Source organism: Cytobacillus sp. GQ23 (assembly GCF_059758675.1).
In genome coordinates, this window is record NZ_JCAXER010000023.1 from 1 (window position 1) to 23,666 (window position 23,666).

At 41.4% G+C, this 23,666-nt stretch carries 21 protein-coding genes and 10 tRNA genes; 28 read left to right on the forward strand and 3 right to left on the reverse strand.

What is annotated here, in order from left to right; genetic code table 11:
• Positions 1–14: 14 nt before the first annotated feature.
• From AC6CHU_RS18340 to rocF, 11 genes are all read left to right on the forward strand, one after another.
• Positions 15–89 (forward strand) — tRNA-Asn (locus tag AC6CHU_RS18340).
• Between the two features lie 36 nt (positions 90–125).
• Positions 126–198 (forward strand) — tRNA-Thr (locus AC6CHU_RS18345).
• 27 nt (positions 199–225) lie between these two features.
• Positions 226–300: transfer RNA gene (locus AC6CHU_RS18350), tRNA-Glu, on the forward strand.
• Between the two features lie 4 nt (positions 301–304).
• A tRNA-Val gene (locus AC6CHU_RS18355) sits at positions 305–380 on the forward strand.
• Between the two features lie 5 nt (positions 381–385).
• Positions 386–461, forward strand: a tRNA-Thr gene (locus tag AC6CHU_RS18360).
• A 16-nt stretch (positions 462–477) separates the two neighbouring features.
• Positions 478–561: transfer RNA gene (locus tag AC6CHU_RS18365), tRNA-Tyr, on the forward strand.
• Positions 562–625: 64 nt separating this feature from the next.
• Positions 626–700 (forward strand) — tRNA-Gln (locus tag AC6CHU_RS18370).
• A gap of 13 nt (positions 701–713) precedes the next feature.
• Positions 714–786, forward strand: a tRNA-Lys gene (locus AC6CHU_RS18375).
• Positions 787–857: 71 nt separating this feature from the next.
• A tRNA-Gly gene (locus AC6CHU_RS18380) sits at positions 858–932 on the forward strand.
• A gap of 3 nt (positions 933–935) precedes the next feature.
• A tRNA-Ala gene (locus AC6CHU_RS18385) sits at positions 936–1,011 on the forward strand.
• A 193-nt stretch (positions 1,012–1,204) separates the two neighbouring features.
• Positions 1,205–2,110 carry an arginase gene (gene rocF, locus AC6CHU_RS18390; protein ID WP_159871359.1) on the forward strand — a complete coding sequence of 302 codons (906 nt, stop codon included), beginning with the start codon at positions 1,205–1,207 and terminating at the stop codon, positions 2,108–2,110.
• 42 nt (positions 2,111–2,152) lie between these two features.
• On the opposite strand, the gene AC6CHU_RS18395 is transcribed toward rocF, so the two are convergent.
• Positions 2,153–2,293: an aspartyl-phosphate phosphatase Spo0E family protein gene (locus AC6CHU_RS18395; RefSeq protein ID WP_251284281.1), complete on the reverse strand. Its 141-nt coding sequence runs from the start codon at positions 2,291–2,293 to the stop codon at positions 2,153–2,155.
• 192 nt (positions 2,294–2,485) lie between these two features.
• On the opposite strand from AC6CHU_RS18395, the gene sigW reads away from it, so the two are divergent.
• The 16 genes from sigW to AC6CHU_RS18475 all read left to right on the forward strand — a co-directional run bounded on the left by sigW (position 2,486) and on the right by AC6CHU_RS18475 (position 17,805).
• Positions 2,486–3,049 (forward strand): RNA polymerase sigma factor SigW, encoded by a 564-nt coding sequence (gene sigW, locus AC6CHU_RS18400; RefSeq protein WP_061794087.1) that lies wholly within the window; start codon positions 2,486–2,488, stop codon positions 3,047–3,049.
• Between the two features lie 17 nt (positions 3,050–3,066).
• Positions 3,067–3,699 (forward strand): anti-sigma factor family protein, encoded by a 633-nt coding sequence (locus tag AC6CHU_RS18405; protein WP_159871363.1) that lies wholly within the window; start codon positions 3,067–3,069, stop codon positions 3,697–3,699.
• 190 nt (positions 3,700–3,889) lie between these two features.
• Positions 3,890–4,717 carry a diadenylate cyclase CdaA gene (gene cdaA / locus AC6CHU_RS18410; protein WP_159871365.1) on the forward strand — a complete coding sequence of 276 codons (828 nt, stop codon included), beginning with the start codon at positions 3,890–3,892 and terminating at the stop codon, positions 4,715–4,717.
• A complete protein-coding gene (locus AC6CHU_RS18415) occupies positions 4,710–6,026 on the forward strand; it encodes a CdaR family protein (RefSeq protein ID WP_159871367.1) in 1,317 nt (438 codons plus the stop codon). Before cdaA ends, AC6CHU_RS18415 begins: the two co-directional genes overlap by 8 nt.
• Before the next feature lie 34 nt (positions 6,027–6,060).
• Entirely contained in the window at positions 6,061–7,410 is a 1,350-nt protein-coding gene (glmM, locus tag AC6CHU_RS18420) for a phosphoglucosamine mutase (protein ID WP_251284283.1), read from the forward strand.
• A 257-nt stretch (positions 7,411–7,667) separates the two neighbouring features.
• The gene (locus tag AC6CHU_RS18425; RefSeq protein ID WP_268891691.1) at positions 7,668–7,793 is read left to right on the forward strand and encodes a hypothetical protein; all 126 of its coding nucleotides are present in this window, start codon (positions 7,668–7,670) and stop codon (positions 7,791–7,793) included.
• 95 nt (positions 7,794–7,888) lie between these two features.
• Positions 7,889–9,691: a glutamine--fructose-6-phosphate transaminase (isomerizing) gene (gene glmS / locus AC6CHU_RS18430; RefSeq protein WP_498122568.1), complete on the forward strand. Its 1,803-nt coding sequence runs from the start codon at positions 7,889–7,891 to the stop codon at positions 9,689–9,691.
• 198 nt (positions 9,692–9,889) lie between these two features.
• Positions 9,890–10,237 (forward strand): short-chain dehydrogenase, encoded by a 348-nt coding sequence (locus AC6CHU_RS18435; protein WP_159871373.1) that lies wholly within the window; start codon positions 9,890–9,892, stop codon positions 10,235–10,237.
• 69 nt (positions 10,238–10,306) lie between these two features.
• The gene (locus tag AC6CHU_RS18440) at positions 10,307–10,735 is read left to right on the forward strand and encodes a DUF4275 family protein (RefSeq protein WP_159871414.1); all 429 of its coding nucleotides are present in this window, start codon (positions 10,307–10,309) and stop codon (positions 10,733–10,735) included.
• Between the two features lie 103 nt (positions 10,736–10,838).
• On the forward strand, positions 10,839–11,228 hold the full coding sequence (locus tag AC6CHU_RS18445) for a ribbon-helix-helix protein, CopG family (protein ID WP_159871375.1): 390 nt from the start codon (positions 10,839–10,841) through the stop codon (positions 11,226–11,228).
• Between the two features lie 293 nt (positions 11,229–11,521).
• Positions 11,522–12,475 carry an ABC transporter permease gene (locus AC6CHU_RS18450; protein WP_159871377.1) on the forward strand — a complete coding sequence of 318 codons (954 nt, stop codon included), beginning with the start codon at positions 11,522–11,524 and terminating at the stop codon, positions 12,473–12,475.
• Entirely contained in the window at positions 12,465–13,418 is a 954-nt protein-coding gene (locus AC6CHU_RS18455; RefSeq protein WP_498122569.1) for an iron chelate uptake ABC transporter family permease subunit, read from the forward strand. Before AC6CHU_RS18450 ends, AC6CHU_RS18455 begins: the two co-directional genes overlap by 11 nt.
• Positions 13,415–14,182 carry an iron ABC transporter ATP-binding protein gene (locus tag AC6CHU_RS18460; protein ID WP_159871383.1) on the forward strand — a complete coding sequence of 256 codons (768 nt, stop codon included), beginning with the start codon at positions 13,415–13,417 and terminating at the stop codon, positions 14,180–14,182. The genes AC6CHU_RS18455 and AC6CHU_RS18460 overlap by 4 nt, the downstream gene beginning before the upstream one ends.
• 200 nt (positions 14,183–14,382) lie before the next feature.
• Positions 14,383–15,417: a siderophore ABC transporter substrate-binding protein gene (locus AC6CHU_RS18465; RefSeq protein WP_159871386.1), complete on the forward strand. Its 1,035-nt coding sequence runs from the start codon at positions 14,383–14,385 to the stop codon at positions 15,415–15,417.
• A gap of 91 nt (positions 15,418–15,508) precedes the next feature.
• Positions 15,509–16,147 (forward strand): O-methyltransferase, encoded by a 639-nt coding sequence (locus tag AC6CHU_RS18470; RefSeq protein ID WP_159871389.1) that lies wholly within the window; start codon positions 15,509–15,511, stop codon positions 16,145–16,147.
• 314 nt (positions 16,148–16,461) lie between these two features.
• Complete coding sequence (locus AC6CHU_RS18475; protein WP_251284285.1) at positions 16,462–17,805, forward strand: amino acid permease; 1,344 nt, start codon at positions 16,462–16,464, stop codon at positions 17,803–17,805.
• 412 nt (positions 17,806–18,217) lie between these two features.
• Here the strand turns inward: AC6CHU_RS18475 and AC6CHU_RS18480 are convergent, their stop codons facing one another.
• Positions 18,218–19,066 carry a TetR/AcrR family transcriptional regulator gene (locus tag AC6CHU_RS18480; protein WP_159871395.1) on the reverse strand — a complete coding sequence of 283 codons (849 nt, stop codon included), beginning with the start codon at positions 19,064–19,066 and terminating at the stop codon, positions 18,218–18,220.
• A 94-nt stretch (positions 19,067–19,160) separates the two neighbouring features.
• On the opposite strand from AC6CHU_RS18480, the gene AC6CHU_RS18485 reads away from it, so the two are divergent.
• Complete coding sequence (locus AC6CHU_RS18485; protein ID WP_498122570.1) at positions 19,161–22,244, forward strand: efflux RND transporter permease subunit; 3,084 nt, start codon at positions 19,161–19,163, stop codon at positions 22,242–22,244.
• A gap of 53 nt (positions 22,245–22,297) precedes the next feature.
• Here AC6CHU_RS18485 and AC6CHU_RS18490 read toward each other — a convergent pair whose 3' ends face one another.
• Entirely contained in the window at positions 22,298–23,521 is a 1,224-nt protein-coding gene (locus AC6CHU_RS18490) for an MFS transporter (protein WP_498122571.1), read from the reverse strand.
• Positions 23,522–23,666 lie beyond the last annotated feature (145 nt).

Below are 23,666 nucleotides of genomic sequence, written 5' to 3' on the forward strand. Positions count from 1 at the left end.
TAAAATACCGCTATTCCGCAGTAGCTCAGTGGTAGAGCATTCGGCTGTTAACCGAACGGTCGCAGGTTCGAATCCTGCCTGCGGAGCCATTTTCATAAAGCCCCTTATGGGAATTATGAGCTGTTGCTTCCATAGCTCAGCAGGTAGAGCACTTCCATGGTAAGGAAGAGGTCACCGGTTCGAGCCCGGTTGGAAGCTCTCTTAATGTAAACAACTAGAATACTAGGCCCCTTGGTCAAGCGGTTAAGACACCGCCCTTTCACGGCGGTAACACGGGTTCGAATCCCGTAGGGGTCACCATAATGGAGGATTAGCTCAGCTGGGAGAGCATCTGCCTTACAAGCAGAGGGTCGGCGGTTCGATCCCGTCATCCTCCACCATACTTGCCGGTGTAGCTCAATTGGTAGAGCAACTGACTTGTAATCAGTAGGTTGGGGGTTCAAGTCCTCTCGCCGGCACCATCTGTTTTTCGCAGATGGAGGGGTAGCGAAGTGGCTAAACGCGGCGGACTGTAAATCCGCTCCTTCGGGTTCGGCAGTTCGAATCTGCCCCCCTCCACCATTTATTTTTAATAAAACACAACAAACTGGACAAGCTATGAATGTCCTTTTTATTTTGTAATTATTGGGCTATAGCCAAGCGGTAAGGCACCGGACTTTGACTCCGTCACTCGCAGGTTCGAATCCTGCTAGCCCAGCCATTTTCCTTACTACGAGCCATTAGCTCAGTCGGTAGAGCATCTGACTTTTAATCAGAGGGTCGAAGGTTCGAGTCCTTCATGGCTCACTTTATAGAAATACGCAGACCTTGGGAATCGAGTCCTGAAGGTCTTAGTTGTAAATATAAATATGCATGCTGCGGAAGTAGTTCAGTGGTAGAACATCACCTTGCCAAGGTGGGGGTCGCGGGTTCGAATCCCGTCTTCCGCTCCAAATGGGGCCTTAGCTCAGCTGGGAGAGCGCCTGCTTTGCACGCAGGAGGTCAGCGGTTCGATCCCGCTAGGCTCCACCAACATACATAATTTATTAATCCTTAAACCAATGTGGTTTAAGGTTTTTTTATTTTATAAATATCGGAACATCATCGAAAAAACTAGGACCTTTTCCCCTAACAGCCGCATATATATACACGATTTTGTCGAGTTGAGTCATGTGTTTGAAAGCGGTTAAAATATATATATGAAGGGAAAGGGAGGAGTTACATTATGAGTAGACAGAAATTATCGATAATTGGAATGCCGATGGATCTTGGCCAGATGAGACGCGGTGTAGACATGGGGCCAAGTGCAATCAGGTATGCCGGGGTGAATGAACGTTTAAAATGTTTATTTGAAGAAATCCATGACCAGGGCGATATTCCAGTCGGCCGCCCGGAGGTCCAAATCGATCCAAATTCAAATCTTCGCAACTTGCACCTTATTGCAGAGAAAACGGAAATGCTTGCAGAGAAAGTGGATCACGCAATAAAAGACGGATCCTTTCCATTAGTTCTAGGCGGTGACCACAGCATCGCAATTGGAACATTAGCAGGGGTTTCAAAGCACTATACAAACCTCGGGGTTATCTGGTATGATGCTCATGGTGATTTAAATACAGCTGAGACTTCACCTTCAGGAAACATACATGGCATGCCGCTTGCTGTAAGCCTGGGTATAGGCCATCCGCTATTAACCAATGTAGGGGGATATGGTCCAAAGATTAAGCCTGAGAATATTGTCATTATTGGGGCAAGGTCATTGGATGAAGGTGAGCGGGAGCTTATTAAGGAAAAAGGCATTAAAGTGTACACTATGCATGAAATTGACCGTCTTGGAATGACCAAGGTTATGGAAGAGTCTATTACATATTTAAAAGAACGAAATACAGATGGCGTTCATCTTTCCCTTGATTTGGATGGACTGGATCCTCATGATGCACCAGGGGTTGGCACTCCGGTAATTGGCGGAATCAGCTACCGTGAAAGCCACTTGGCCATGGAAATGCTTGCAGAAGCACAAATCATTACATCCGCTGAATTTGTAGAGGTTAATCCTATTTTGGATGACAAGAACAAAACAGCTACTGTAGCAGTCGCGCTTATGGGTTCATTGTTTGGGGAAAAGCTTTTGTAATAAAGGAAAAATAAAAATGAGCAGAACATAAACAAGTTCTGCTCATTTTTTTGCTGTGAGTGTATAATATTTATTTAGGAGTTCATCGAGTTTACTGCTGATGTCAACGACCATGTGATCTGTAAAAGAGCCGGAAGCTGCTAATTGGACCATTCTTGTCCGGCAATCCTCAATTTCTCTCAATAATTCCTTAATACACACCGTAACCAATCCTTTTCGATAAATTTAGTACTTTTATACCCTAATAGGAAAAAAATAAACCAGAATAAGTAAAAATTTGTTAATATAGAAATTGAATGTTTTTTAATTAAAATGAAACCTTTTCCGCTATCGATTCGTATTATCGATTAGCCGCACTGGAGCGGAGGTAAAAAAATGGAGACAATCGTAAAGAAGAGGATAAAGCAAGTATTAAAAGGCGACCAGGATGCTTATGCTGAAGTTGTTGAAATATACAAAGATAAAGTTTTTCAGATTTGCTACAGAATGCTGGGAAACAGGCATGAGGCAGAGGATATCGCTCAAGAGGCCTTCTTAAGAGCTTATGTTAATATTGCCAGTTTTAATATTGACCTTAAATTTTCCACATGGCTCTATCGGATTGCCACTAATCTTTGTATAGACAGAATCAGAAAAAAGAAGCCTGATTATTATTTGGATGCTGAGGTCGCCGGAACCGATGGCCTGAACATGTATTCTCAAATCGCTTCAGATGCGAGGCTGCCGGAGGATGATGTAGAAAGCCTGGAACTCCAGGAAACAATCCAAAGGGAAATATCGAAGCTTCCAGAGAAATATCGTTCAGTTATTGTTTTAAAATATATTGAGGAATTATCGCTGAACGAGATCAGTGAAACGCTCGACCTTCCATTGGGAACCGTAAAGACCCGGATTCACCGGGGCCGGGAAGCTCTTAGAAATCAATTAAGATATGTCTAATAAAGAGGGTGAGAACTTTGAAATGTCCAGCAGAAATGGTTGTTTATATGCACGAGTACCTAGATGAAGAGATCTCAGCCGAACATGAGAAGGAATTAAGGGCACATCTGCAAAACTGCGGGGAGTGTCAGACTCATTTCCATGAATTAAAGAAAACGATCGCTTTAGTCCAAAGCACTTCACATATACAGGCACCTGAAAATTTCACGGCAAATGTTATGGCGAAATTGCCAAAAGAAAAGCGGAAGGTCGGGGTTCAGCGCTGGTTCAGGCATCATCCGCTATTAACTGCGGCATCACTTTTTCTTGTTTTAATGATGGGAAGCGTTGTATCTTCCTGGGATCAGGATCATCAATTATCTGTTTCTAAACAGCCGAACCTTGTGGTGCAAAACGATAAGGTGATTGTACCTGAAGGTGAAGTGGTAAAAGGCGATGTAGTGGTGAAGAATGGCGACTTGGAAATTCAGGGTGAGGTTGAGGGCAATGTTACGGTCATCAATGGCCAGCAGTATATGGCTTCGGCCGGCAAGGTCACTGGAGAAATCGAAGAGGTTGATGCCATATTTGAATGGCTGTGGTATCACATCAAAACGGCAGCTAAAGATGCTGTAGATGTCTTTGAAACAGGAGAAAAAGACAAAGAATAATCATAGGAATAAAGAATATCCCTGCTAAGAGAAGCAGGGATTCTTAGTATGCAAATGACGATGGTGAATTTTCCAGAAGGTATCTGCTGTTTCAAAATTGGAATTAGCAATGAATATGATATAATATGAAAGTTACATAAAGGAACTTTTGGCATTTTTGCTTTTGAAATATATATTTGGAGGAAGGATAATGTCGTTTGCGGATTTCTCTATATTGAAATTGTTGGCTAATACAATAGACATTCTCCTTGTCTGGTACGTCATCTATAAACTTATAATGATTGTGAAAGGAACAAAGGCTGTTCAATTGCTGAAGGGGATTTTTGTCATCATCCTGGTTAAAGTAGCAAGCGACAAGTTCCATCTGCAAACATTAGGGTGGATGATGGAACAAGTACTATTATGGGGATTTCTGGCCATCATCATCATTTTCCAGCCTGAGCTGCGAAGAGCACTGGAGCAATTGGGAAGAGGTAGATTCTTCTCAAGGACAGCTAATCAGGAGGAGGAAAATCAGGAGAAACTAGTCGAGTCTATTGCGAAGGCTGTAGATTATATGGCTAAACGGCGCATTGGCGCGCTTATTTCAGTTGAGCGGGAAACAGGGCTGAACGATTATATAGAAACCGGTATTCAGCTTGATTCCAAAATTTCATCCGAGCTCCTGATTAATATTTTTATACCGAATACACCGCTGCATGATGGAGCTGTTATTATTCAAAAGAATTGCGTGGCAGCAGCAGCCTGTTATCTGCCTCTGTCAGAAAGTCCTTTCATCTCAAAAGAATTGGGCACAAGACATAGGGCTGCCTTAGGTATAAGTGAGGTAACTGACAGTATTACCATTATCGTATCAGAGGAAACAGGAAGTGTTTCCTTAACCAAAAACGGGGAGCTGCACCGTGACTTAAAAGCGGAGGCTTTTAAAGATATGCTTTCAAGTGAATTGCTTGTTCAGCAGAAAGTAAAGCAGACTTCTTCAGGTCTTTGGAACTGGAGGGGAAAAAAGAATGGATAAGTTAATTGATAAATTAGTGGATACCCGCTGGTTTATGAAAATTGTTGCCTTGATTCTTGCCCTTTTTCTTTTTGATTCTGTATATGATGCAGATAAGGAATTAAAGGAAATAAACGTTCCAGGCCAGCAGGATTCAGCAGTTATAGAAGATGTACCGGTGAAAAGCTATTATGATACGGAAAACCTGGTCGTAACCGGTACTCCGGAGACAGTTGATCTAAGTATTGAGGGCCCGAAGAGCCATCTTGAGTCAGCGAAGAAACAGCAGAATTTTGAAGTATATGTAGATTTGACGAATGCAGAAATTGGCTCGCAAAGAGTGGAAATTAAAATCCGCGATATTTCAGATAAATTGGATGTAACCATTAACCCTCAATATGCAGATGTAACCGTCCACGAAAAAGTGACACAGGAATTTAAAGTGGATGCGGAATTCAATAATGGCCTTCTTGGTGAAGGGTATACTGCTGAAGCGGCATCTGCAGAGCCAAAAACAGTTAAAATTACGGGAGCAAAAGAAGTGATTGAGCGGATCAGTTTTGTGAAAGCAACTCTGGATGTGAAAGGTCCTATAACGGACACAATCACTGATGAAGCAACAGTCAGGGTACTGGACCGTGAGATGAATAAGCTTGATGTCATTGTGGAGCCTCGGGTCATCCGGGTAACAGTCCCGGTTAAGCAGTTAAGCAAGAAGGTACCTATAACGATTGTCCGGAATGGGGACCCTCAGGAGGGGGTTACCATTAATTCAATTAAATTGGATATTAATGAGGCTTCTATAACGGGCCGTGAAGATATTTTGAATGAGACAGAAAGCGTCAGGGTAGAGGTAGATGTCTCAAAGATTGAGAAAGATACTGTGCTCACCCTGCCGGTTATTATTCCGGATGGCATTTCTGCAGTTGATCCTAAAACAGTGAAGGTGTCTGTTGATATCAGCACTGAGGAAAACGCGGACAAGGAAGAAGAGGAAGTTACAGAGGAGCCTGCCGAAGAAACACAGGCACAGGATCAAGAGGAAACCAAGACCTTTTCAAATCTTGCCATAAGCTTAACCGGCTTATCCGAAGAATATGAAGCGGTCCTAAAGAACCCTGCTTCCGGAAGGACAAGTATTACGGTTACCGGGAAGAGCAGCATTGTTCAGGATCTCAAAGCGGAGGATTTTAATCTATCTATGAGCCTGGCTGACCTTGGAGAAGGTGATCATGAGGTGCCTATCAATATAGACGGCCCTTCAGGTGTGGATATAGAGCCTGCTGCAGGTAAAGCGACCGTTACGATTACACAAAAAGAAGAAGCATAATATAGTTTTTAAAGGTAGAAGGAGCGATAATATAATGGGTAAATATTTCGGTACAGATGGAGTACGCGGAGTTGCAAATAGTGAGTTGACACCGGAGCTGGCATTTAAGCTGGGCCGTTTTGGAGGTTATGTATTAACGAAAGACCATGATCGTCCGAAAGTATTAATCGGCCGGGATACCCGTATTTCAGGCCATATGCTCGAAGGTGCACTTGTCGCAGGGCTATTATCAATTGGAGCAGAAGTAATGCGCCTAGGAGTCATTTCAACCCCTGGTGTCGCTTATTTAACAAAAGCATTGGGAGCAGAGGCCGGTGTCATGATTTCAGCCTCTCATAACCCGGTTGAAGATAACGGAATCAAGTTTTTTGGCCCGGATGGGTTTAAGCTGTCCGATGATCAGGAAGCGGAGATTGAGGAATTAATGGATATGGCAGAAGACCAGCTTCCAAGACCTGTCGGAGGAAACCTGGGGCAGGTAAATGATTACTTCGAAGGCGGACAAAAGTATCTTCAATACTTGAAGCAGACAGTTGACGAAGATTTTTCCGGCATTCACATTGCGCTTGATTGTGCGCATGGAGCTACTTCGCCGCTTGCAACGCACCTGTTCGCTGACCTTGATGCAGATTTATCCATGATGGGTGCCTCTCCTAATGGGTTAAATATCAATGCAGGGGTCGGATCCACTCACCCTGAGGCACTATCTGCCTTTGTTAAGGAAAGAGAAGCAGATGTAGGTCTGGCATTCGACGGAGACGGAGACCGTTTGATTGCCATTGATGAAAATGGCGACATTGTGGATGGCGACCAAATCATGTATATTTGCGGAAAATACATGAAAGAACAGGGAAGACTTAAGCAGAATACAGTCGTTTCAACAGTCATGAGCAATCTTGGATTCTATAAAGGGCTGGAAGCCAATGGAGTGGAAAGTGTGCAGACCGCTGTAGGCGACCGCTATGTTGTGGAAGAAATGAAGAAGAACGGCTACAACCTTGGCGGAGAACAGTCAGGCCATATCATTTTCCTGGACTACATCACAACGGGAGATGGCCTTTTGACAGGGCTTCAGCTTGTGAACATTATGAAAGTGACCAAAAAGCCATTATCTGAGCTTGCAAACGAAATGAAGAAATTTCCTCAGAAGCTTGTGAATATCCGTGTAACAGACAAGCATCATGTGACAGACAATGAAAAAGTAAAAGAAGTCATTGCACAGGTTGAAGAAGAAATGAACGGAAACGGACGCATTCTTGTCCGCCCTTCCGGAACAGAGCCGCTTGTCCGTGTAATGGCAGAAGCGCCAACAGGTGAACTATGTGCGTCATATGTAGAGCGCATTGCTAATATTGTAGAAAGTGAAATGGGATTAAAAGAGTAGAAGCACAATTCATATGCATAAGGGAACTCATGAGCTCCCTTATGCATATTTTTATATATAGCAGCTTCTAGCTGTTCTATACACATATTTGTTGACTGAAGTCTGACTTTGATGTATGATAGTCCTGTTTTTGTATTTACGAATACAATACAGCATCATTCAAGAAGAGAAAGGTGGATAGTGAGAGAATATAGTTTTTAAAGCGCCTGAACTGATCCTGGACGTAAGGATTAGTTGACGAGGAGGAGGTTTATCGAATGTTCGGCGGATGCCTCCCGGTTGAAAGCACAACCGATGATTTCTTCTTTAAAACATTCAGGCAACTGAATGGACAAAGAGAAGGAAATGCTAAAATTAAGAATCGCTCTTTTAAAAGGCTGTAATGCCTCACAGAGCGGCAATCATACAAAACAGAGATAAGGGGCAGGACTGCCCCGAAAAGGCTTCTTGCCCCTTCATTATTAGGAGGAAAAGAAGTATGTGTGGAATCGTTGGATATATCGGAAACTTAGATTCAAAGGAAATCTTATTAAAGGGCTTGGAAAAGCTTGAATATAGAGGCTATGATTCAGCTGGAATCGCAGTTATGAATGAGAACGGCGTTCAGGTTTTCAAGGAAAAGGGCCGCATTGCGGACCTTCGCAATATTGTGGATGAAGATGTGACGGCAAACACAGGAATTGGACACACCCGCTGGGCGACTCATGGTGTGCCAAGCACAGTCAATGCCCACCCTCATCAAAGCAATTCAGGCCGTTTTACGCTGGTTCATAATGGCGTTATTGAGAACTATGACATCTTAAAGCGTGAATATTTGCAGGGAGTAGCTCTTCAAAGTGATACAGATACAGAAATCATCGTTCAGATGATTGACTTATTCGTGAGCGAGGGATTAAGTACTGAAGAAGCGTTCCGTAAAACGCTGACACTTTTAAAAGGCTCTTATGCAATCGCCCTTTTGGATGCTAAAAACAACGAAACAATTTTTGTAGCGAAAAACAAGAGCCCGCTTCTGGTTGGCTTAGGCGACACTTTCAATGTAGTCGCTTCTGATGCAATGGCGATGCTGCAGGTGACTGATCAGTATGTTGAACTGATGGACAAAGAGATCGTTATTGTCACAAAAGAGGCTGTTAAAATTCAGACACTGAATGGCGAGGCGATCATCCGCGATCCTTATACAGCTGAACTAGATGCAAGCGATATTGAAAAGGGAACTTACCCTCACTACATGCTGAAAGAAATCGATGAGCAGCCTTTAGTGACGCGCAAAATCATCCAGAAGTATCAAAATGATAATGACGAGCTGACGATCGACCAGGAAATTGTTGAGGCGATGAACGACGCTGACCGCATCTATATCATTGCTGCAGGTACTTCTTATCATGCAGGACTTGTTGGAAAGCAGTTTATCGAAAAAATCGCAAAAATCCCAGTTGAAGTTCACATCTCAAGTGAGTTTGGCTACAATATGCCATTGCTTTCAGAGAAGCCGTTATTTATCTTTATCTCTCAAAGCGGTGAAACAGCAGACAGCCGTGCCGTGCTTGTGAATATTAAGGAAATGGGCCATAAGGCGTTAACGATTACAAACGTTCCAGGTTCTACTCTATCCCGTGAAGCGGATTACACTTTATTGCTTCATGCAGGTCCTGAAATTGCCGTTGCTTCTACAAAGGCTTATACAGCCCAGATTGCTGTATTGTCCATACTTGCAGAAGTAACTGCGAATAGCCGCGGACTAGAGCTGGACTTCAACCTTGTGCAGGAGCTTGGCATCGTTGCGAATGCCATGGAAGTACTTTGTGATGCGAAGGAAGAGTTTGAAGATATTGCACGCAAATTCCTTTCTACTACTCGCAATGCGTTCTTCATTGGCCGTGGAATCGACTATTATGTCGGCCTTGAAGGTGCACTTAAACTGAAAGAAATCTCATATATTCAAGCTGAAGGCTTTGCAGGCGGAGAATTAAAGCACGGAACGATTGCTTTAATTGAGAACGGTACGCCAATCATTGCTCTGGCAACTCAAGAAAGTGTTAACCTGAGCATTCGCGGCAACGTTAAAGAGGTTGTTGCCCGCGGAGCAAACCCTTGCATCATTTCCATGAAAGGGCTGGAAACAGAAGAAGACAGCTTTATCATTCCGGAAGTGAACGAGCTATTAACACCTCTTATCTCTGTAATACCATTACAATTAATCTCTTACTATGCTGCACTGCACCGCGAGTGTGACGTAGATAAGCCGCGTAACCTGGCTAAGTCGGTTACTGTGGAGTAAGGAGATATTTCATCTAAACCGAGTGAAAATTGGAGGACTCCTCCGGTTTTCCTCGTTTTTTTTTGTCCAAAAGCGAGGAAGCAGGATTTTGGACAAAAACAGAAGAATAAAGAAAAAAATTAGGGAACAGCCAATTAATCGCCAGCAGAAAACGGAAGATTGCTGATCGCAATGTTTTATGATGAAAGGAGGACTACTATGCCTTGTATCCATGAATTTGGAATACTAGATGATTTAGTTAAGCAAAAAAACTATATTCATTATGAACCGGACCAATATAATTGTATATCTGTTAATGATAATGTTATACAAGGTCTGGATAAATATTTATCTGTCATGAAAACCTATTTTCATTCAATTAGCCGCTCTGAATGCGGTTTAGCCTATTCGGGGATTACTATTATTCCGCCTGAGTCATTATCATTATTTTACGATATCGTAACCTCATCAGAGTATTTTAATAAATCTAAAGAGCTTAATGAACTCGCTTTAAAAATCATACAAGCAACAAAGGAAGAGAAATACATGATTCATTTTGGAGTTTGAAATATAGAGTCATAATTAATATTTAATTATAGAGTTTTCATTAAAGTAGGTGTTAGTTTGGATTACATAATGGATTTGGCAGAATCGCTGAGAAGTAAAAAGGTAAAAGTAAAGGAAATACCAAAATGGGGAGCATATTTGAGAAAGCAATGGGAAGACAGTTTTGCTGATCATCTTAGTGATAATGATAAGAGGTCCATTTATTTTTATGACGAAGATGGCTTTTGCGGCTACTTGTGGCATGTATTTAGTTATGAAAGAAGGAAGTGCTTAAAGGAGGAGGAGGCTGATATAGCGTTTAATAAAGAAGTAAAGAAGTATTGTTACATTTTTTATCAGCATTCGGATAATGCCTTAATCCTTGAACATGCTTCATCTTTAACAGCCAGGGACTTTGCAGAGCAAGAGGATATTTACGTAGTAGATAAAGAGTTTAATTGGACATATGCAGTAACCCATGAAACTGGCTGGTGCGGTCCATACTTTAGCCGAAAATGAGCTAATATCTCTTTACTTGAAGCGAATTCGGTCAGGATTTACAATCGTTTTCTCAAAGGGTATGATTTTTATAGATTAGTTAATAGATTATGGGAGCGGTATAATGAAAGAATTAACATTTAAATCGTACGACCAATTTCTTCAATTTAACGAGCATAAGGCAATGGAAAAAGCGGTCATGAAGGGGCTTCAGGGAGATGAGCTTGTTAAATTCAAGCTTGAATTCCTGCAAAGGGCTAAAACCATGTGGAAAGAGTATGATTGTGACCTTTGGCTGGAAAAACACGGATATGTCATCATAAATGTCTGGAAAGATGGAAGCGGTAAAAGAAAAGTGACAAGAGGAAGGCCGAAAAAGCTGGATTCTGAAAAATATTTGCACACTGTCCATGTAAGATTGGATGAAGAAACATATCGGCAGCTGACGAATCACTGCCAAGAGAATCAGATCGACGTATCTGAAGCTATTCGGGTACTGATTAAAACACTATAGAGGCAGAAATGGGAGATTCAACTTTCGAGTTTGAGTCTCCTTTTCGTTTATACGGCCTTACTAAAATAAGAGAATATTAGATAATTGCCGAAATTTGCTATCTTTCTCTTTTCTTTTATTATTTTTTGTGATACATTAATTGTGCAGAGATAGTGATAATCATTTTCAATAAATAAAAAACTATACATATCAAGGCTCTTTTTTTTAACCATTTAATGATAATGATTATCATTCTTTCACAAGTAGTTTTATAGAAAAGACTTCTGATAATAAAAATGTTATGAGGGTTATCAATGAGATTATGGATGTTAGGAATTGCAGCCATCGTTCTATCTTTTATCTCGCTGTTTATCGGTGCAATAGATATAACGCCTATGGACCTGCTTAATTGGGAATCAGATGAAACACATATATTCCTTATTAGCCGCATTCCACGGTTACTGGCGATTATATTAGCGGGGGCAGGAATGAGTATTGCCGGTTTAATCATGCAGTCTTTAAGCCGGAATAAGTTTGTATCACCGACTACTGCCGGAACACTGGATGCAGCAAAACTTGGGATTTTAATTTCTATGCTATTTTTTACGAATGTCACTTATACACAGCAGGTTATTTTTAGCTTTGCCTTTGCTTTAGCAGGTACATTTCTCTTCATGCAGATTTTAGATCGTATAAAATTTAAAGATGTTATTTTCGTTCCGTTAATCGGCATTATGTATGGGAATATATTATCTTCGATTACTACGTTCCTTGGATATGAAGCGGATCTGCTCCAAAATCTATCTTCCTGGCTTATGGGAAGCTTTACTTTGATTATTGCTGGCCGCTATGAGCTTTTGTATGTCAGTATTCCAGCTATTGTTCTGGCGTATGTTTATGCGAATAAATTTACGGTTGCCGGAATGGGGGAGGATTTTGCAAAAAATCTTGGCTTAAGCTATAAGCTGGTATTGAACATCGGCCTGATCCTTGTTGCAGTTATCGCCACAACGGTGGTTCTTACTGTCGGGGTTATTCCATTTTTGGGACTAATCGTTCCCAATGTTGTCTCCATCTATTTAGGTGATAATCTGCGCAAAACGATCCCGCATACAGCGGTGCTGGGAATTGTCTTCTTATTAATCTGTGACATTCTGGGGCGCATCATTATTCACCCTTATGAAATTCCAGTTAATGTAACAGTGGCAGTGATAGGCAGTGCTATCTTCTTAACGATGCTGCTAAGGGGGAGAGCATATGCGAAATAGTACAAAACTGATCATGTTAGCAGCTATTGCTATTGTGTGTATTTTGCTATATGGCTTTTATGATATTAAAGGCGGATTTGATTATGCTTTTCCAAAGCGTATGCTTCGGGTTACAGCAATGATTATTACTGGAATCGCCATTTCTTACTCAACCGTTGCGTTCCAGACTATCACACATAACCGCATTTTAACACCTTCTGTTATGGGCCTGGATTCTATGTATCAAGTGGTACAGACATTAATCTACTTTTTTGCAGGTTCAATGTCAGTGTGGGTGTTAAATAAATACTTAAACTTTGGCGCAGCCATTTTGGCTATGGTCGTATTTGCCCTAATTTTGTACCGGTTTTTGTTCAGAGCTGATAAGCACCCTATTTATTTTCTGCTATTAATAGGGATGATTATAGGAACACTCCTGGGAAGCCTGGTCACATTCCTTCAGGTACTGATAGATCCAGTCGAATACTTAAGTCTTCAAAGCCGGCTGTTTGCGACCTTTACAAATGTGAAAGCAGAGTTATTATTTATTTCAATTGGCATCCTGGCTCTGGCGTTTCTATATGGCTACCTGATCATGGGAAAGCTGGATGTGATGTCGCTTGGCCGGGAAAATGCGATGAACCTTGGCATCAACTACGACAGTATGGTTATGAGAATTTTAATCCTTTCGTCCGTTTTAATTGCCACATCCACAGCGCTTGTTGGCCCTATTACGTTCTTTGGACTTATTGTTGCCAACCTCTCTTATCAATATCTGGTGACATATAAACATTCGATCCATATATTAGGGGCGAGTTTGATCAGTATCATTGCATTGGTAGGCGGTAATTTCCTTGTGGAACATATATTTGAGCTGCGTACGACATTAAGTGTCATCATTAACTTTATTGGCGGTATTTACTTTATCTATCTATTACTAAAGGAAAGTAGGGCAGCAGGATGATTGAAATCAAAGGATTAACAAAACAATTTGGTAAAAAGCCTGTTGTAGAGGATGTTACAGTCACAATCGAGCCGGGGACCATTACCTCTTTTATTGGACCGAATGGTGCCGGCAAGTCGACGCTTCTTTCTATGGTAAGCCGTTTATTAGAGGCGGATACTGGTGAAGTATTACTTGATCAGAACAATGTGAAAAAGTGGAAGTCCTCGGATTTTGCTAAGAGAGTATCCATTTTGAAACAGGCCAACTATCTCAATGTGAGACTGACAGTGCGCGAGCTTGTATCATTTGGGCGCTATCCCTATTCAAAAGGGCGTTTATCAGCTGAGGACGAAAAGTTTGTTGACCAAGCCATTGAATATATGAATCTGGATGAAATGGAAAACAAATATCTAGATGAATTGTCAGGCGGTCAGAAGCAGCGGGCATTTATTGCCATGGTCATTGCTCAGGATACGGATTATATCCTGCTGGATGAGCCATTAAATAATCTGGATATGAAGCATTCCGTGCAAATTATGAAAATTTTGCGCAAGCTGGTTGATGAACTTGGAAAGACGGTTGTCATTGTTTTGCATGACATCAATTTTGCATCCGTATATTCGGATCGTATCGTTGCGTTAAAAAATGGCCGGCTGATGAAAAATGGACCTACCCGGGAAATCATAGATTCGGATGTGCTTCGTGAAATTTATGATATGGATATCCCCATTCAGGAACAGAATGGCTGCAGGATCTGCGTGTACTTTAACTCGCATACCTAAACAATAGATTCCTGGAGAAGTCTATTATCTTTCTCCAGGAATCTGATTACTGTGTGTAATATTTTTGAACTTATGGAAAATAAATTAAAAACTTCACAAAAAGTTATTGACTAATAAAGATTATTCAATAATAATTATCATCATAGTTGATAATGATAATCAATATCAATAAAACACGAAAAAAGGGAGAGTTACTTAAGATGAAAAAAGTTCTTTATGTCTTGTTAGCAGCAATGGTATTATTGCTTGCTGCATGTGGATCCAGCGAAGAAGCTTCAAAGGACGAATCAGCTGACAAAGCTGAAGCAAGCCAATCTGAAGAAACAAATGCATCTGAAGCAGAAGGAAGTGCTGCTTATCCAATGACAGTTTCTCCGACAGTTGCTTCAGTAGAAGGCAATGAAGGTGGAGCAACTAATTTTGAAGATGTAAAATTTGAAAAGATGCCAGAAAAAATTGCTGTATTTGATTACGGTTTTCTGGATACATTGGATGCTTTAGGAGTTGAGGGGATTGTTGGGGTTGCGAAGGATTCTACCCTGCCTGCTCACCTTGAAAAATACGCATCTGATGAGTATGAAAGTGTTGGCGGTTTAAAGGAACCATTACTTGAAGATATTGCTGAAATGGACCCGGATGTAATCTTCATCTCTGGACGTCAGTCAGCTTTCTATGAAGAATTAAAAGAAATTGCTCCTGTTGTGTTTGTTGGAACTTCGGATGCTGACTACTGGAACACATTCCAATCTTCTGTTGATCTGGCAGCGAAAATGTTCGGCAAAGAAGCAGAAGCTGAAGAATACAAAGCAAAATATGATTCAGCTTTAGAAGAAATCAAAGCGTTAGCTGGAAACTATGAAAGTTCTTTAGTAACAATGTATAACGAAGGTAAACTATCAGGATTTGCAACAAATTCCCGTTTTGGCTACATGTATGATGTTTATGGATTTAAGCCGGTAACAGAAGATATCGAAGCATCTTCTCATGGATCTAACTTCGGTTTTGAAGCGATCCTGGAATTTAACCCGCAAGTACTATTCGTCATTGACCGTACAGCAGCTGTTGGCGGCGACTCTAATATTAAAGAGGATATGGAAAATGACATCATTAAGAAAGCAGATGCTTATCAAAACAAAAAAATCGTTTACCTGGATGGACCACTTTGGTACCTGAGCGGTGGCGGTTTACAATCAGAGCTTGCTAAAATTGAAGAAGTTTTAACTGAGCTGAAGTAATTAACCTGTAAGGGCTGTCTGGAGAATCTGTAGGGACTCTCCGGCGGCCCTTTTTTAAAAGGAAATTCATTTTATTAAAGGGGCGGGAAATATGAAACAAATTAACAGATATATCGATTCCGTTTTTTATAACCAAGATGATATTCTGGAGGGTGTTCTTAATTCTATAAAAGAGAATGGCATGCGATCCATATCCGTTTCTCCTTCTACTGGAAAGCTTCTTACGCTGCTGGTATCTATGTCAGGTGCAAAGAATGTCCTTGAGATTGGGGCGCTTGGTGGATATAGCGGGATTTGTTTAGCCAGGGGTTTTACTCAGGCAGGAAATTTAACATCTCTTGAGCTCGTAGAGAGTTACGCAGAATTAGCACACAATAATCTGGCTAAAGCCGGGTTTGGGGATCAAGTATCCTATTTGACCGGCCCAGCTATAGAAAGCCTCGAAAAGCTTGTTGGCGATAACCGGCAATTTGATTTTTTCTTTATCGATGCAGATAAAGAAAATTACGGAAACTATCTGGAATATTGCATCAGACTGGCGGATAATGGGGCTTTAATTGTTTGTGATAATGTATTGGCAAGAGGCAGTGTAGCCGATGAGAGTGCTGAACCTGGACGTCATACTGAATTCATGAAAAAATTTAATAAAACAGTGGCTGATCATCCTCAATTGGAATCTTTGCTTATTCCTATTGGTGATGGCCTGACGATCTCAAAAGTAAAAAAGTAATTAATTCAATAAGGTAAAAAAGTACAATCGTAAATTTTCCAAGCTAATTTGCATAGACAAGAGGCTGGATGCTAGGCATAGCATTCAGTCTTTTACCCATTGATCTGAAATACTAGGACTGCGGTAATAATTCCAGAAAAATCCCCTGCGTTTAGCCTATTTCCTGATCTAAAATTGACATCAATATTTTTGTTGATTATTATGAACTCTAAATAAAAAATTGCGGATGTGTTTTGGGGAAGACTAAACAGGCCGTTTAGCACCAGGACTTTTACATTTTTAGGTTATTGGATCATTTGGGAGTGAGACATCATATGCAGGAAGAAAAATTAGAAAGAGGTCTAAAAAATAGACACGTCCAGCTAATCGCTATTGGTGGCGCCATTGGAACAGGTTTATTTCTGGGAGCAGGGAAGTCCATCCATTTAGCAGGGCCATCGATTTTATTTGCATACGTCCTTACAGGGCTTGTTTGCTTTTTAATCATGCGGTCACTCGGAGAATTATTGCTATCAAATTTGAAATATCATTCCTTTGTCGACTTTGTGCAGGATTATTTAGGTGATATGCCAGCATTTATTACTGGGTGGACCTACTGGTTTTGCTGGATTTCAATCGCAATGGCGGATTTAACCGCAGTTGGCCTCTATACTCAGTACTGGTTTCCAGATGTGCCGCAGTGGATGCCAGGATTAATTGCACTGATTATTTTGTTGTTTATGAACCTGGCCACCGTCAAAATTTTTGGTGAAATGGAATTCTGGTTTGCATTAATCAAGATCATCGCTATTCTGGCATTAATTGTTATCGGTATATTCATGATTTTTAAAGGCTTTTCAACCAATTCGGGCCAATCCAGTTTTACGAATTTGTGGAGCCACGGCGGAATGTTTCCAAATGGCATGAATGGTTTTATACTCTCCTTTCAGATGGTAATGTTTGCATTTGTTGGAATTGAACTTGTAGGACTTACAGCAGGCGAAACAGAAGACCCGGAAAAGGTCATTCCAAAAGCGATTAATAATATCCCTATACGAATCATTATTTTCTATATTGGCGCCCTTTTCGTTATTATGAGTATTTATCCGTGGAGTGCAATCAAACCTGCGGAAAGTCCATTCGTCCAGGTCTTTGCGGCGGCAGGAATTGCTGCAGCTGCTGGTATTATTAATTTTGTCGTGCTGACTTCAGCTGCTTCGGCTTGTAATAGTGCCATCTTTAGTACAAGCAGGATGATGTACTCACTTGCCAAAGATAAGAATGCACCTGAATCTTTAGCAAAGCTTAATCGACGTAAAGTACCTTCAAATGCGCTGTTCTTTTCAACTGTGATTATTTTAATTGCTGTTATTCTGAACTATATAATGCCAGAAGGTGTATTTACCCTGATTACAAGTATTTCTACAGTGTGTTTCATCTATATTTGGGGTATTACAGTCATTTCTCATTTGAAATACCGCAAAAAAAGGCCCGATCTAGCCAAAGTGAATAAATTTAAATTGCCTCTTTATCCCTTTTCGAACTACTTAATCCTGGCTTTCCTGGCATTCGTCCTTGTAGTGCTTGCACTTGCGGAAGATACACGTGTGGCCTTGTTTGTGACTCCAGTTTGGTTCATATTGCTGATTATCATTTATAAGATAAAAAAATTAGGTTAAACTAGCTGATCAGCGAAAGATAGTGTGGATTTAAATGTATGGTTAGAAAACTTAGATCTGAACTGAAAAAACCTGGTGGGAAATTTTCTCATCAGGTTTTTTCTATCTGCATTATATTATTTTTCCCATAAGGGGCTCCTTTCACATCATTGCCTGCAGTTTAGTATGTTTCTGCTTTCTCTGCAGCAGCATAGTGATAAACACGTATATAAAAGATGATGCCGGTTGCTAATAGCAGCATTTTCTAAAAAAAGTTGTTGTTTTTCTCTCCCGCTACTCCCGTAGGACATGAATAAGCTTCCTTGAATACTCACCGCACGCACGAAGAGAGTGCGCGTGCATTTTCGAGGATCTCGCACCTTCCACTTCAATAGTCTCAATTTAAGGCTCTTAAAAATAAAGAGGCGGATGCTTATAGCAATCCGCCTTTTATATAATAATTCTGAAGCAAATGAGCAATCCAATTTAAATCAGGGCTGCCTTGGATATTTGAGATCAATCCTTTTACAATGGCAGGCCGCAGGCTCGATTCCAAGACATCCTGCTTAAGAAGGACAAGAGATTCCTTCTCAATCGATTCATCTAATTCCTCGATTTTCTGCTCTATGATTTCAATCATTTGCCCATCTGTCATTTCTTCATGCCCAGCCTTCCTGAACGTGTCGTAGAGCTCGTCCGTTATAAACGGAATGGCCGAGTGCTTAGCCAGGAGGTCCGTTTTTTCCGCAAGTGACCGGCATAAAAGGTCCAAATCCAAGGGCACATTGAAAAATAGGAAAATATGAGAGTATACATGCATGAAGCCTTTAATGCAATAAATTAAATCATATTTAGTATGCTGGACAGCCTCACCATATAGCTGATCCAACATTGATAAGGTGATATCATCAATTAATTGATCAAAGTGGCGCCCTTTTGATATCAGTTCTTCATTAAAGCTATGCGCCTGTTCTTTAATAAAAACCTTTGCGAAGTCAGAATGCTTTTGAAAGGAGTGGAAAGTGGTGTAAAAGAACTTCCTCAAAAGCTCTTCGCCCGTATTATTCGGGTCCTTGACTATTCGGTCAATATCTGAGATAAACTGATCCATAAACTGATCGATCAAAGCCATGATCAACTCATCTTTTGATTTAAATGATAAGTAGAAAGCTCCTTTGGAAATACCGGAGTGAACGGTGATCTGCTGAACAGAGGTAGCTTCAAACCCTTGCTTGGCAAAGAGTTCTAAAGCGCTTTCCATAATTAATTGCTTTTTGCTCATGTATGAATGTCACTCCTTTATGATTGACAAATGACCACCCGGTCATTATTATATGTAATTGAGTCTAATAAGTCAATTTAGGGTAGGTGCACAAGTGAAAGGTTTAGTGAATTTTGTCCTGCAGAATAAACTTGCAGTCTGGCTGTTAACAATTATTATCACGGTATCTGGCATTTATTCAGGTACACGGATGAATATGGAGACCATTCCGGATGTCTCAATCCCTTACTTAATGGTAATGGATGTATACCCGGGTGCGACTCCTGAAAAAGTGATGGAAGATGTGTCCATCCCAATTGAAAAGGCCGTAGAAGGGCTTGAAAATGTAAAATCGGTTTACTCAAATTCATATTCTAACATGTCAAATATCCAAGTGGAATATGACTATGGTATTGATATGGACGAAGCCAAACGGGCTCTCCAATCAGCACTCGATGCAGTGGAGCTGCCGGAAGAAGCACAGGAACCTTCCATTACTGCCATCAGCATGAATATGATGCCGGTTGCGGCACTGAGTGTAAGCAGTAAATCAGAGGATATTGTTGAGTTAACCTCGACTGTAGAAGATATCATACTCCCAAAAATTGAAAAAATTGATGGAGTAGCATCAGCGACCATTACTGGTCAGCATGTGGAAGAAGTACAGCTCACCTACAACGAAGAAAAATTGGCAGAGCTTGAGCTGACGGAAGATAAAGTAAAGGAAATGATCCAGGCAAGCAACATGGCCGTTTCATTGGGGCTTTACGAATTTGAGGAAGGTGAACAGGCTGTTGCAGTAGACGGCAAGTTCATGACTGAGGATGAATTAAAGAACATGCTCATTCCGGTAACGCCTTCCGCACAAAACCAGTCACCTTTTGTTAAGCTGAGTGACATTGCTGAAATTGACACTGTCGGAAGAGTACAATCGGTTTCCCGTACAAACGGAAATGATGCCATTGCGATTCAAATTGTTAAAGAACAGCAGGCAAACACGGTTGAAGTAGTCAACGATGTAAAGGATTTAATCAAGGAAGAACAAGAAAAGATCGAAGGCCTTGTCATAGATGTTTCTCTTGACCAGGGTGAGCCAATTGAAGAATCTGTATCAACGATGATTGAAAAGGCAGTGTTCGGCGGACTGATCGCAGTCTTAATTATTTTGCTGTTCCTGCGTGATTTCAAATCTACAATCATCTCAATTGTATCCATTCCAGTTTCCATTTTCATGGCTTTGCTGCTGCTGAACTGGATGAATATTACCTTGAATATAATGACGCTTGGAGCCATTACGGTTGCCATCGGCCGTGTAATTGATGACTCTATCGTTGTAGTCGAAAATATTTACCGCCGTTTGCATTTAAAAGAAGAAAAACTGACAGGGCGGGCACTTATCCGTGAAGCAACGATTGAAATGTTCAAGCCAATTCTTTCCTCGACATTAGTAACGGTTGCTGTATTTGCACCGCTCATCTTTGTAGGGGGCATGGTCGGCGAGCTGTTTATGCCATTTGCTTTGACGATGACGTTCGCGCTTGGTGCTTCACTCCTTGTAGCAATTACCATCGTTCCAGCGCTGTCTCACTTCTTGTTCAAAAAGAAACTGTACAGTGAAAAAACGGAAGGCGGCCATAAAGAAGCTGGAAGGCTGTCAAAATGGTATAAAGGCATTCTTGAGAAATCCCTTAATCATAAGATTATTACTTCCATCATTGCGGTAGTATTGCTGGCGGGAAGCATAGCACTGACACCAATGATCGGATTCAGCTTCATGGGCAGTGAAGAAGAGAAAGTGATGTATCTGACATACACGCCTGAAGCTGGAGAGCTTAAAGATGAAACATTAAAGAATGTTGAAGCAGTAGAAGAAGAGATGCTAAAGCGTAAAGATATTGACATCGTTCAAATATCTGTAACCGAAGAAGCGGATCAGATGGCTGCCATGATGGGCGGTGGAGCAGGCGGTGCCTTAATGTACCTGATCTTTGACCCGGAAATGGATAATTTCCCTGAAGTCCGTGAAGAAATAGAAGACTATGTGTTTAATATCGGACAATCAGGTGAATGGAAGAGCCAGAACTTCTCTTCTATGTCCGGCTCAACCAATGAAGTCAGCTACACATTCTACAGTGAAGATTTAGATAAACTGAATGAATCAGTCAAAATGGTAGAAGATGAAATGAAGGAAATTAAGGAATTAGAGGATGTTTCTTCAAGTGCAGAAGATGCATTTGTTGAATATACCTTCAATGTGGAGCAGGATGAACTGCTTCAATACGGTCTGACAGCCGGACAAATTGTCATGATGCTGAATCCGTCAAACACCAAGGATATCCTGACAACAATTGAAAAAGACGGGGAGACGCTTGAAGTCATTGTCCAGCAGGAGCAGGCCGAACAGCCGAAATCCATTGATGATATCCTGGCAACACAGGTGCCGACAGCCATGGGTACAACGATGCCTCTTTCCGAGCTTGTCACAGTGAAAGAAGGTACAACGCATAATACGCTTGCCCGCAGTAAAGGCGAGTACTTCGCGACCGTGTCAGCTACAGTGAAAAGCGATGACATCTCAAAAGCTACTTCTAAAACAGATGAAGCGATTGATGGTTTAGATTTGCCTAAGGGAGTAACAGTTGGAGTTGCCGGCGTTCAGGCAGATATGACTGAGACATTCACACAGCTTGGTGCTGCAATGCTTGCGGCTATCGCGATTGTGTACTTCATTTTGGTGGTTACATTCCGTGAAGGAGTGGCGCCATTTGCGATTCTCTTCTCCCTTCCATTTGCCGTGATAGGCTCATTCGTTGGCTTATTAATGGCTGGAGAAACCATATCTGTATCAGTTATGATGGGATTATTAATGCTGATTGGTATCGTCGTAACCAATGCCATCGTTCTGGTGGACCGGATCATCCATATGGAGCGTGACGGTCTGGTCATGAGGGAAGCGGTACTCGAAGCGGGAGCAACAAGACTTCGCCCTATTCTTATGACAGCCATTGCGACAATTGGAGCATTAATTCCATTGGCCATTGGCTCCGGCGGCGGAGGACTTATCTCCAAAGGGCTTGCGATTACCGTTATTGGCGGTCTTACAAGTTCGACGCTATTGACCCTGATCATTGTGCCAATCGTGTACGAAGTATTATCTAAAATGTTTAAGAAAAACCGCAGAGAAATCGAAGAAAACTAAAAGGAAGCCCTGCAGGACAGTTGAATGCCTGCAGGGCTTTTCTGCTTTTTCAACTAAATTCCTCTGCTAAATTCCCTTTTTTCTTTTATAAGATCCACTCTTGCAAATAATAGGGCATACATAACAGCAAAAATAAGATAGGCCAGGCCAACGATCAGGCTAAGGGTCCTTGGAGGAAAGATCTCCAGCAGGAATCCTGCCGTACCCATGGAGACTGCCAGGGAAAGGTTTGAGATCATCTGCATTAGACCGAAAAATGTTCCCTGCCTGGATCGGGGTAAGAACTTCATCATAACAGTATCCAGGCAGATATTGCCGATTCCGCCCGCAAAGGTGATCAGTACGACAGTGAAAAGAGCTGAGTAAAAGCTGGGCGCAACGCTAAGTAAAACATGACCGGTGCCTTCTATGGCGATAAAGATGAACGCAAGTGCCAGAAGGCGGCGCTTTATCATATGAGAGAAAAAGGAGCTTAGAATAAGGCCAATCCCCAATGCGCCATACATAAACCCAACACCCAGCTCACCCATATCAAATACTTCCAGTCCATATATACTGACTAGAATATTGTCTATGCCATTGGCGAGCGGCATTGTCAGCATCATAATAAAAAAGGCAATCAGTGCCGAAGAGCCAAGAATTAGCTTCCATGGTGATACGGCAGCCGGTGTACCCGTTTTTCTCCTATTATCCTCGGAAACTGGCGGGAAAACCATCCTCGAGATTAGATACGCTGATAACAGGAAGGTAAGACCGTTAATCATAAAAGCAGCATGGTTCCCCAGATAGTAGGAGAGCAGTCCGCCGGTGCTTGATCCCAAAATGAGAACTGCCCCAACCATAACCTGCTCAATCGCATTTACATATATAAGCCGATCGGATTTTACAAGGGCAGGTATTGCAGATATCCTGGCTGGTGAATAGATGGCTTCGCCCATAGATATCAGGAACGCACTTGTAAAAACAATCCATAGGTCCCCTGGTTCCCTTACGTAAAGAAGGCAGAGGACCGCCGGCACCCTCAGCAAGTCCACTGTCACCAGAATAGCTTTTTTGGAAAAACGGTCTGCGAGCATGCCTCCTATTGGAGCAATGAAGAAAAATGGTGCCATGCGGACAGCGAATAAAATTCCGATTGCCACACCGGAACCTGTTACTTGGTAGAGCAGTGCAAGCAGCGCCACTTGAGTAAATCGATTGCCAATTCCATTAATGACACCAGCCCAGAAGAGCTTTTGATAATTTTTCTCCCTTTTCCATACAGTCCAATTAGTCATGTTAACGTACCTCAGTGTAATATGATTTGATAATTATCTAATTAGATAACGAAAAAATAATTAGATATCCATCTAATTAGATTATATTCAAATTAGTTTGATTGCACAATCATAAATTTTTGTAGTGATGAAACTTTATTCAATG

What these genes read in the sequence shown, in the direction of transcription:
- rocF (WP_159871359.1), top strand. Translation starts at nt 1,205, where the DNA reads ATGAGTAGACAGAAATTATCGATAATTGGAATGCCGATGGATCTTGGC.
- sigW (WP_061794087.1), top strand. Translation starts at nt 2,486, where the DNA reads ATGGAGACAATCGTAAAGAAGAGGATAAAGCAAGTATTAAAAGGCGAC.
- cdaA (WP_159871365.1), top strand. Translation starts at nt 3,890, where the DNA reads ATGTCGTTTGCGGATTTCTCTATATTGAAATTGTTGGCTAATACAATA.
- AC6CHU_RS18415 (WP_159871367.1), top strand. Translation starts at nt 4,710, where the DNA reads ATGGATAAGTTAATTGATAAATTAGTGGATACCCGCTGGTTTATGAAA.
- glmM (WP_251284283.1), top strand. Translation starts at nt 6,061, where the DNA reads ATGGGTAAATATTTCGGTACAGATGGAGTACGCGGAGTTGCAAATAGT.
- AC6CHU_RS18425 (WP_268891691.1), top strand. Translation starts at nt 7,668, where the DNA reads ATGTTCGGCGGATGCCTCCCGGTTGAAAGCACAACCGATGATTTCTTC.
- glmS (WP_498122568.1), top strand. Translation starts at nt 7,889, where the DNA reads ATGTGTGGAATCGTTGGATATATCGGAAACTTAGATTCAAAGGAAATC.
- AC6CHU_RS18435 (WP_159871373.1), top strand. Translation starts at nt 9,890, where the DNA reads ATGCCTTGTATCCATGAATTTGGAATACTAGATGATTTAGTTAAGCAA.
- AC6CHU_RS18440 (WP_159871414.1), top strand. Translation starts at nt 10,307, where the DNA reads ATGGATTTGGCAGAATCGCTGAGAAGTAAAAAGGTAAAAGTAAAGGAA.
- AC6CHU_RS18445 (WP_159871375.1), top strand. Translation starts at nt 10,839, where the DNA reads ATGAAAGAATTAACATTTAAATCGTACGACCAATTTCTTCAATTTAAC.
- AC6CHU_RS18450 (WP_159871377.1), top strand. Translation starts at nt 11,522, where the DNA reads ATGAGATTATGGATGTTAGGAATTGCAGCCATCGTTCTATCTTTTATC.
- AC6CHU_RS18455 (WP_498122569.1), top strand. Translation starts at nt 12,465, where the DNA reads ATGCGAAATAGTACAAAACTGATCATGTTAGCAGCTATTGCTATTGTG.
- AC6CHU_RS18460 (WP_159871383.1), top strand. Translation starts at nt 13,415, where the DNA reads ATGATTGAAATCAAAGGATTAACAAAACAATTTGGTAAAAAGCCTGTT.
- AC6CHU_RS18465 (WP_159871386.1), top strand. Translation starts at nt 14,383, where the DNA reads ATGAAAAAAGTTCTTTATGTCTTGTTAGCAGCAATGGTATTATTGCTT.
- AC6CHU_RS18470 (WP_159871389.1), top strand. Translation starts at nt 15,509, where the DNA reads ATGAAACAAATTAACAGATATATCGATTCCGTTTTTTATAACCAAGAT.
- AC6CHU_RS18475 (WP_251284285.1), top strand. Translation starts at nt 16,462, where the DNA reads ATGCAGGAAGAAAAATTAGAAAGAGGTCTAAAAAATAGACACGTCCAG.
- AC6CHU_RS18480 (WP_159871395.1), bottom strand. Translation starts at nt 19,066, where the DNA reads ATGAGCAAAAAGCAATTAATTATGGAAAGCGCTTTAGAACTCTTTGCC.
- AC6CHU_RS18490 (WP_498122571.1), bottom strand. Translation starts at nt 23,521, where the DNA reads ATGACTAATTGGACTGTATGGAAAAGGGAGAAAAATTATCAAAAGCTC.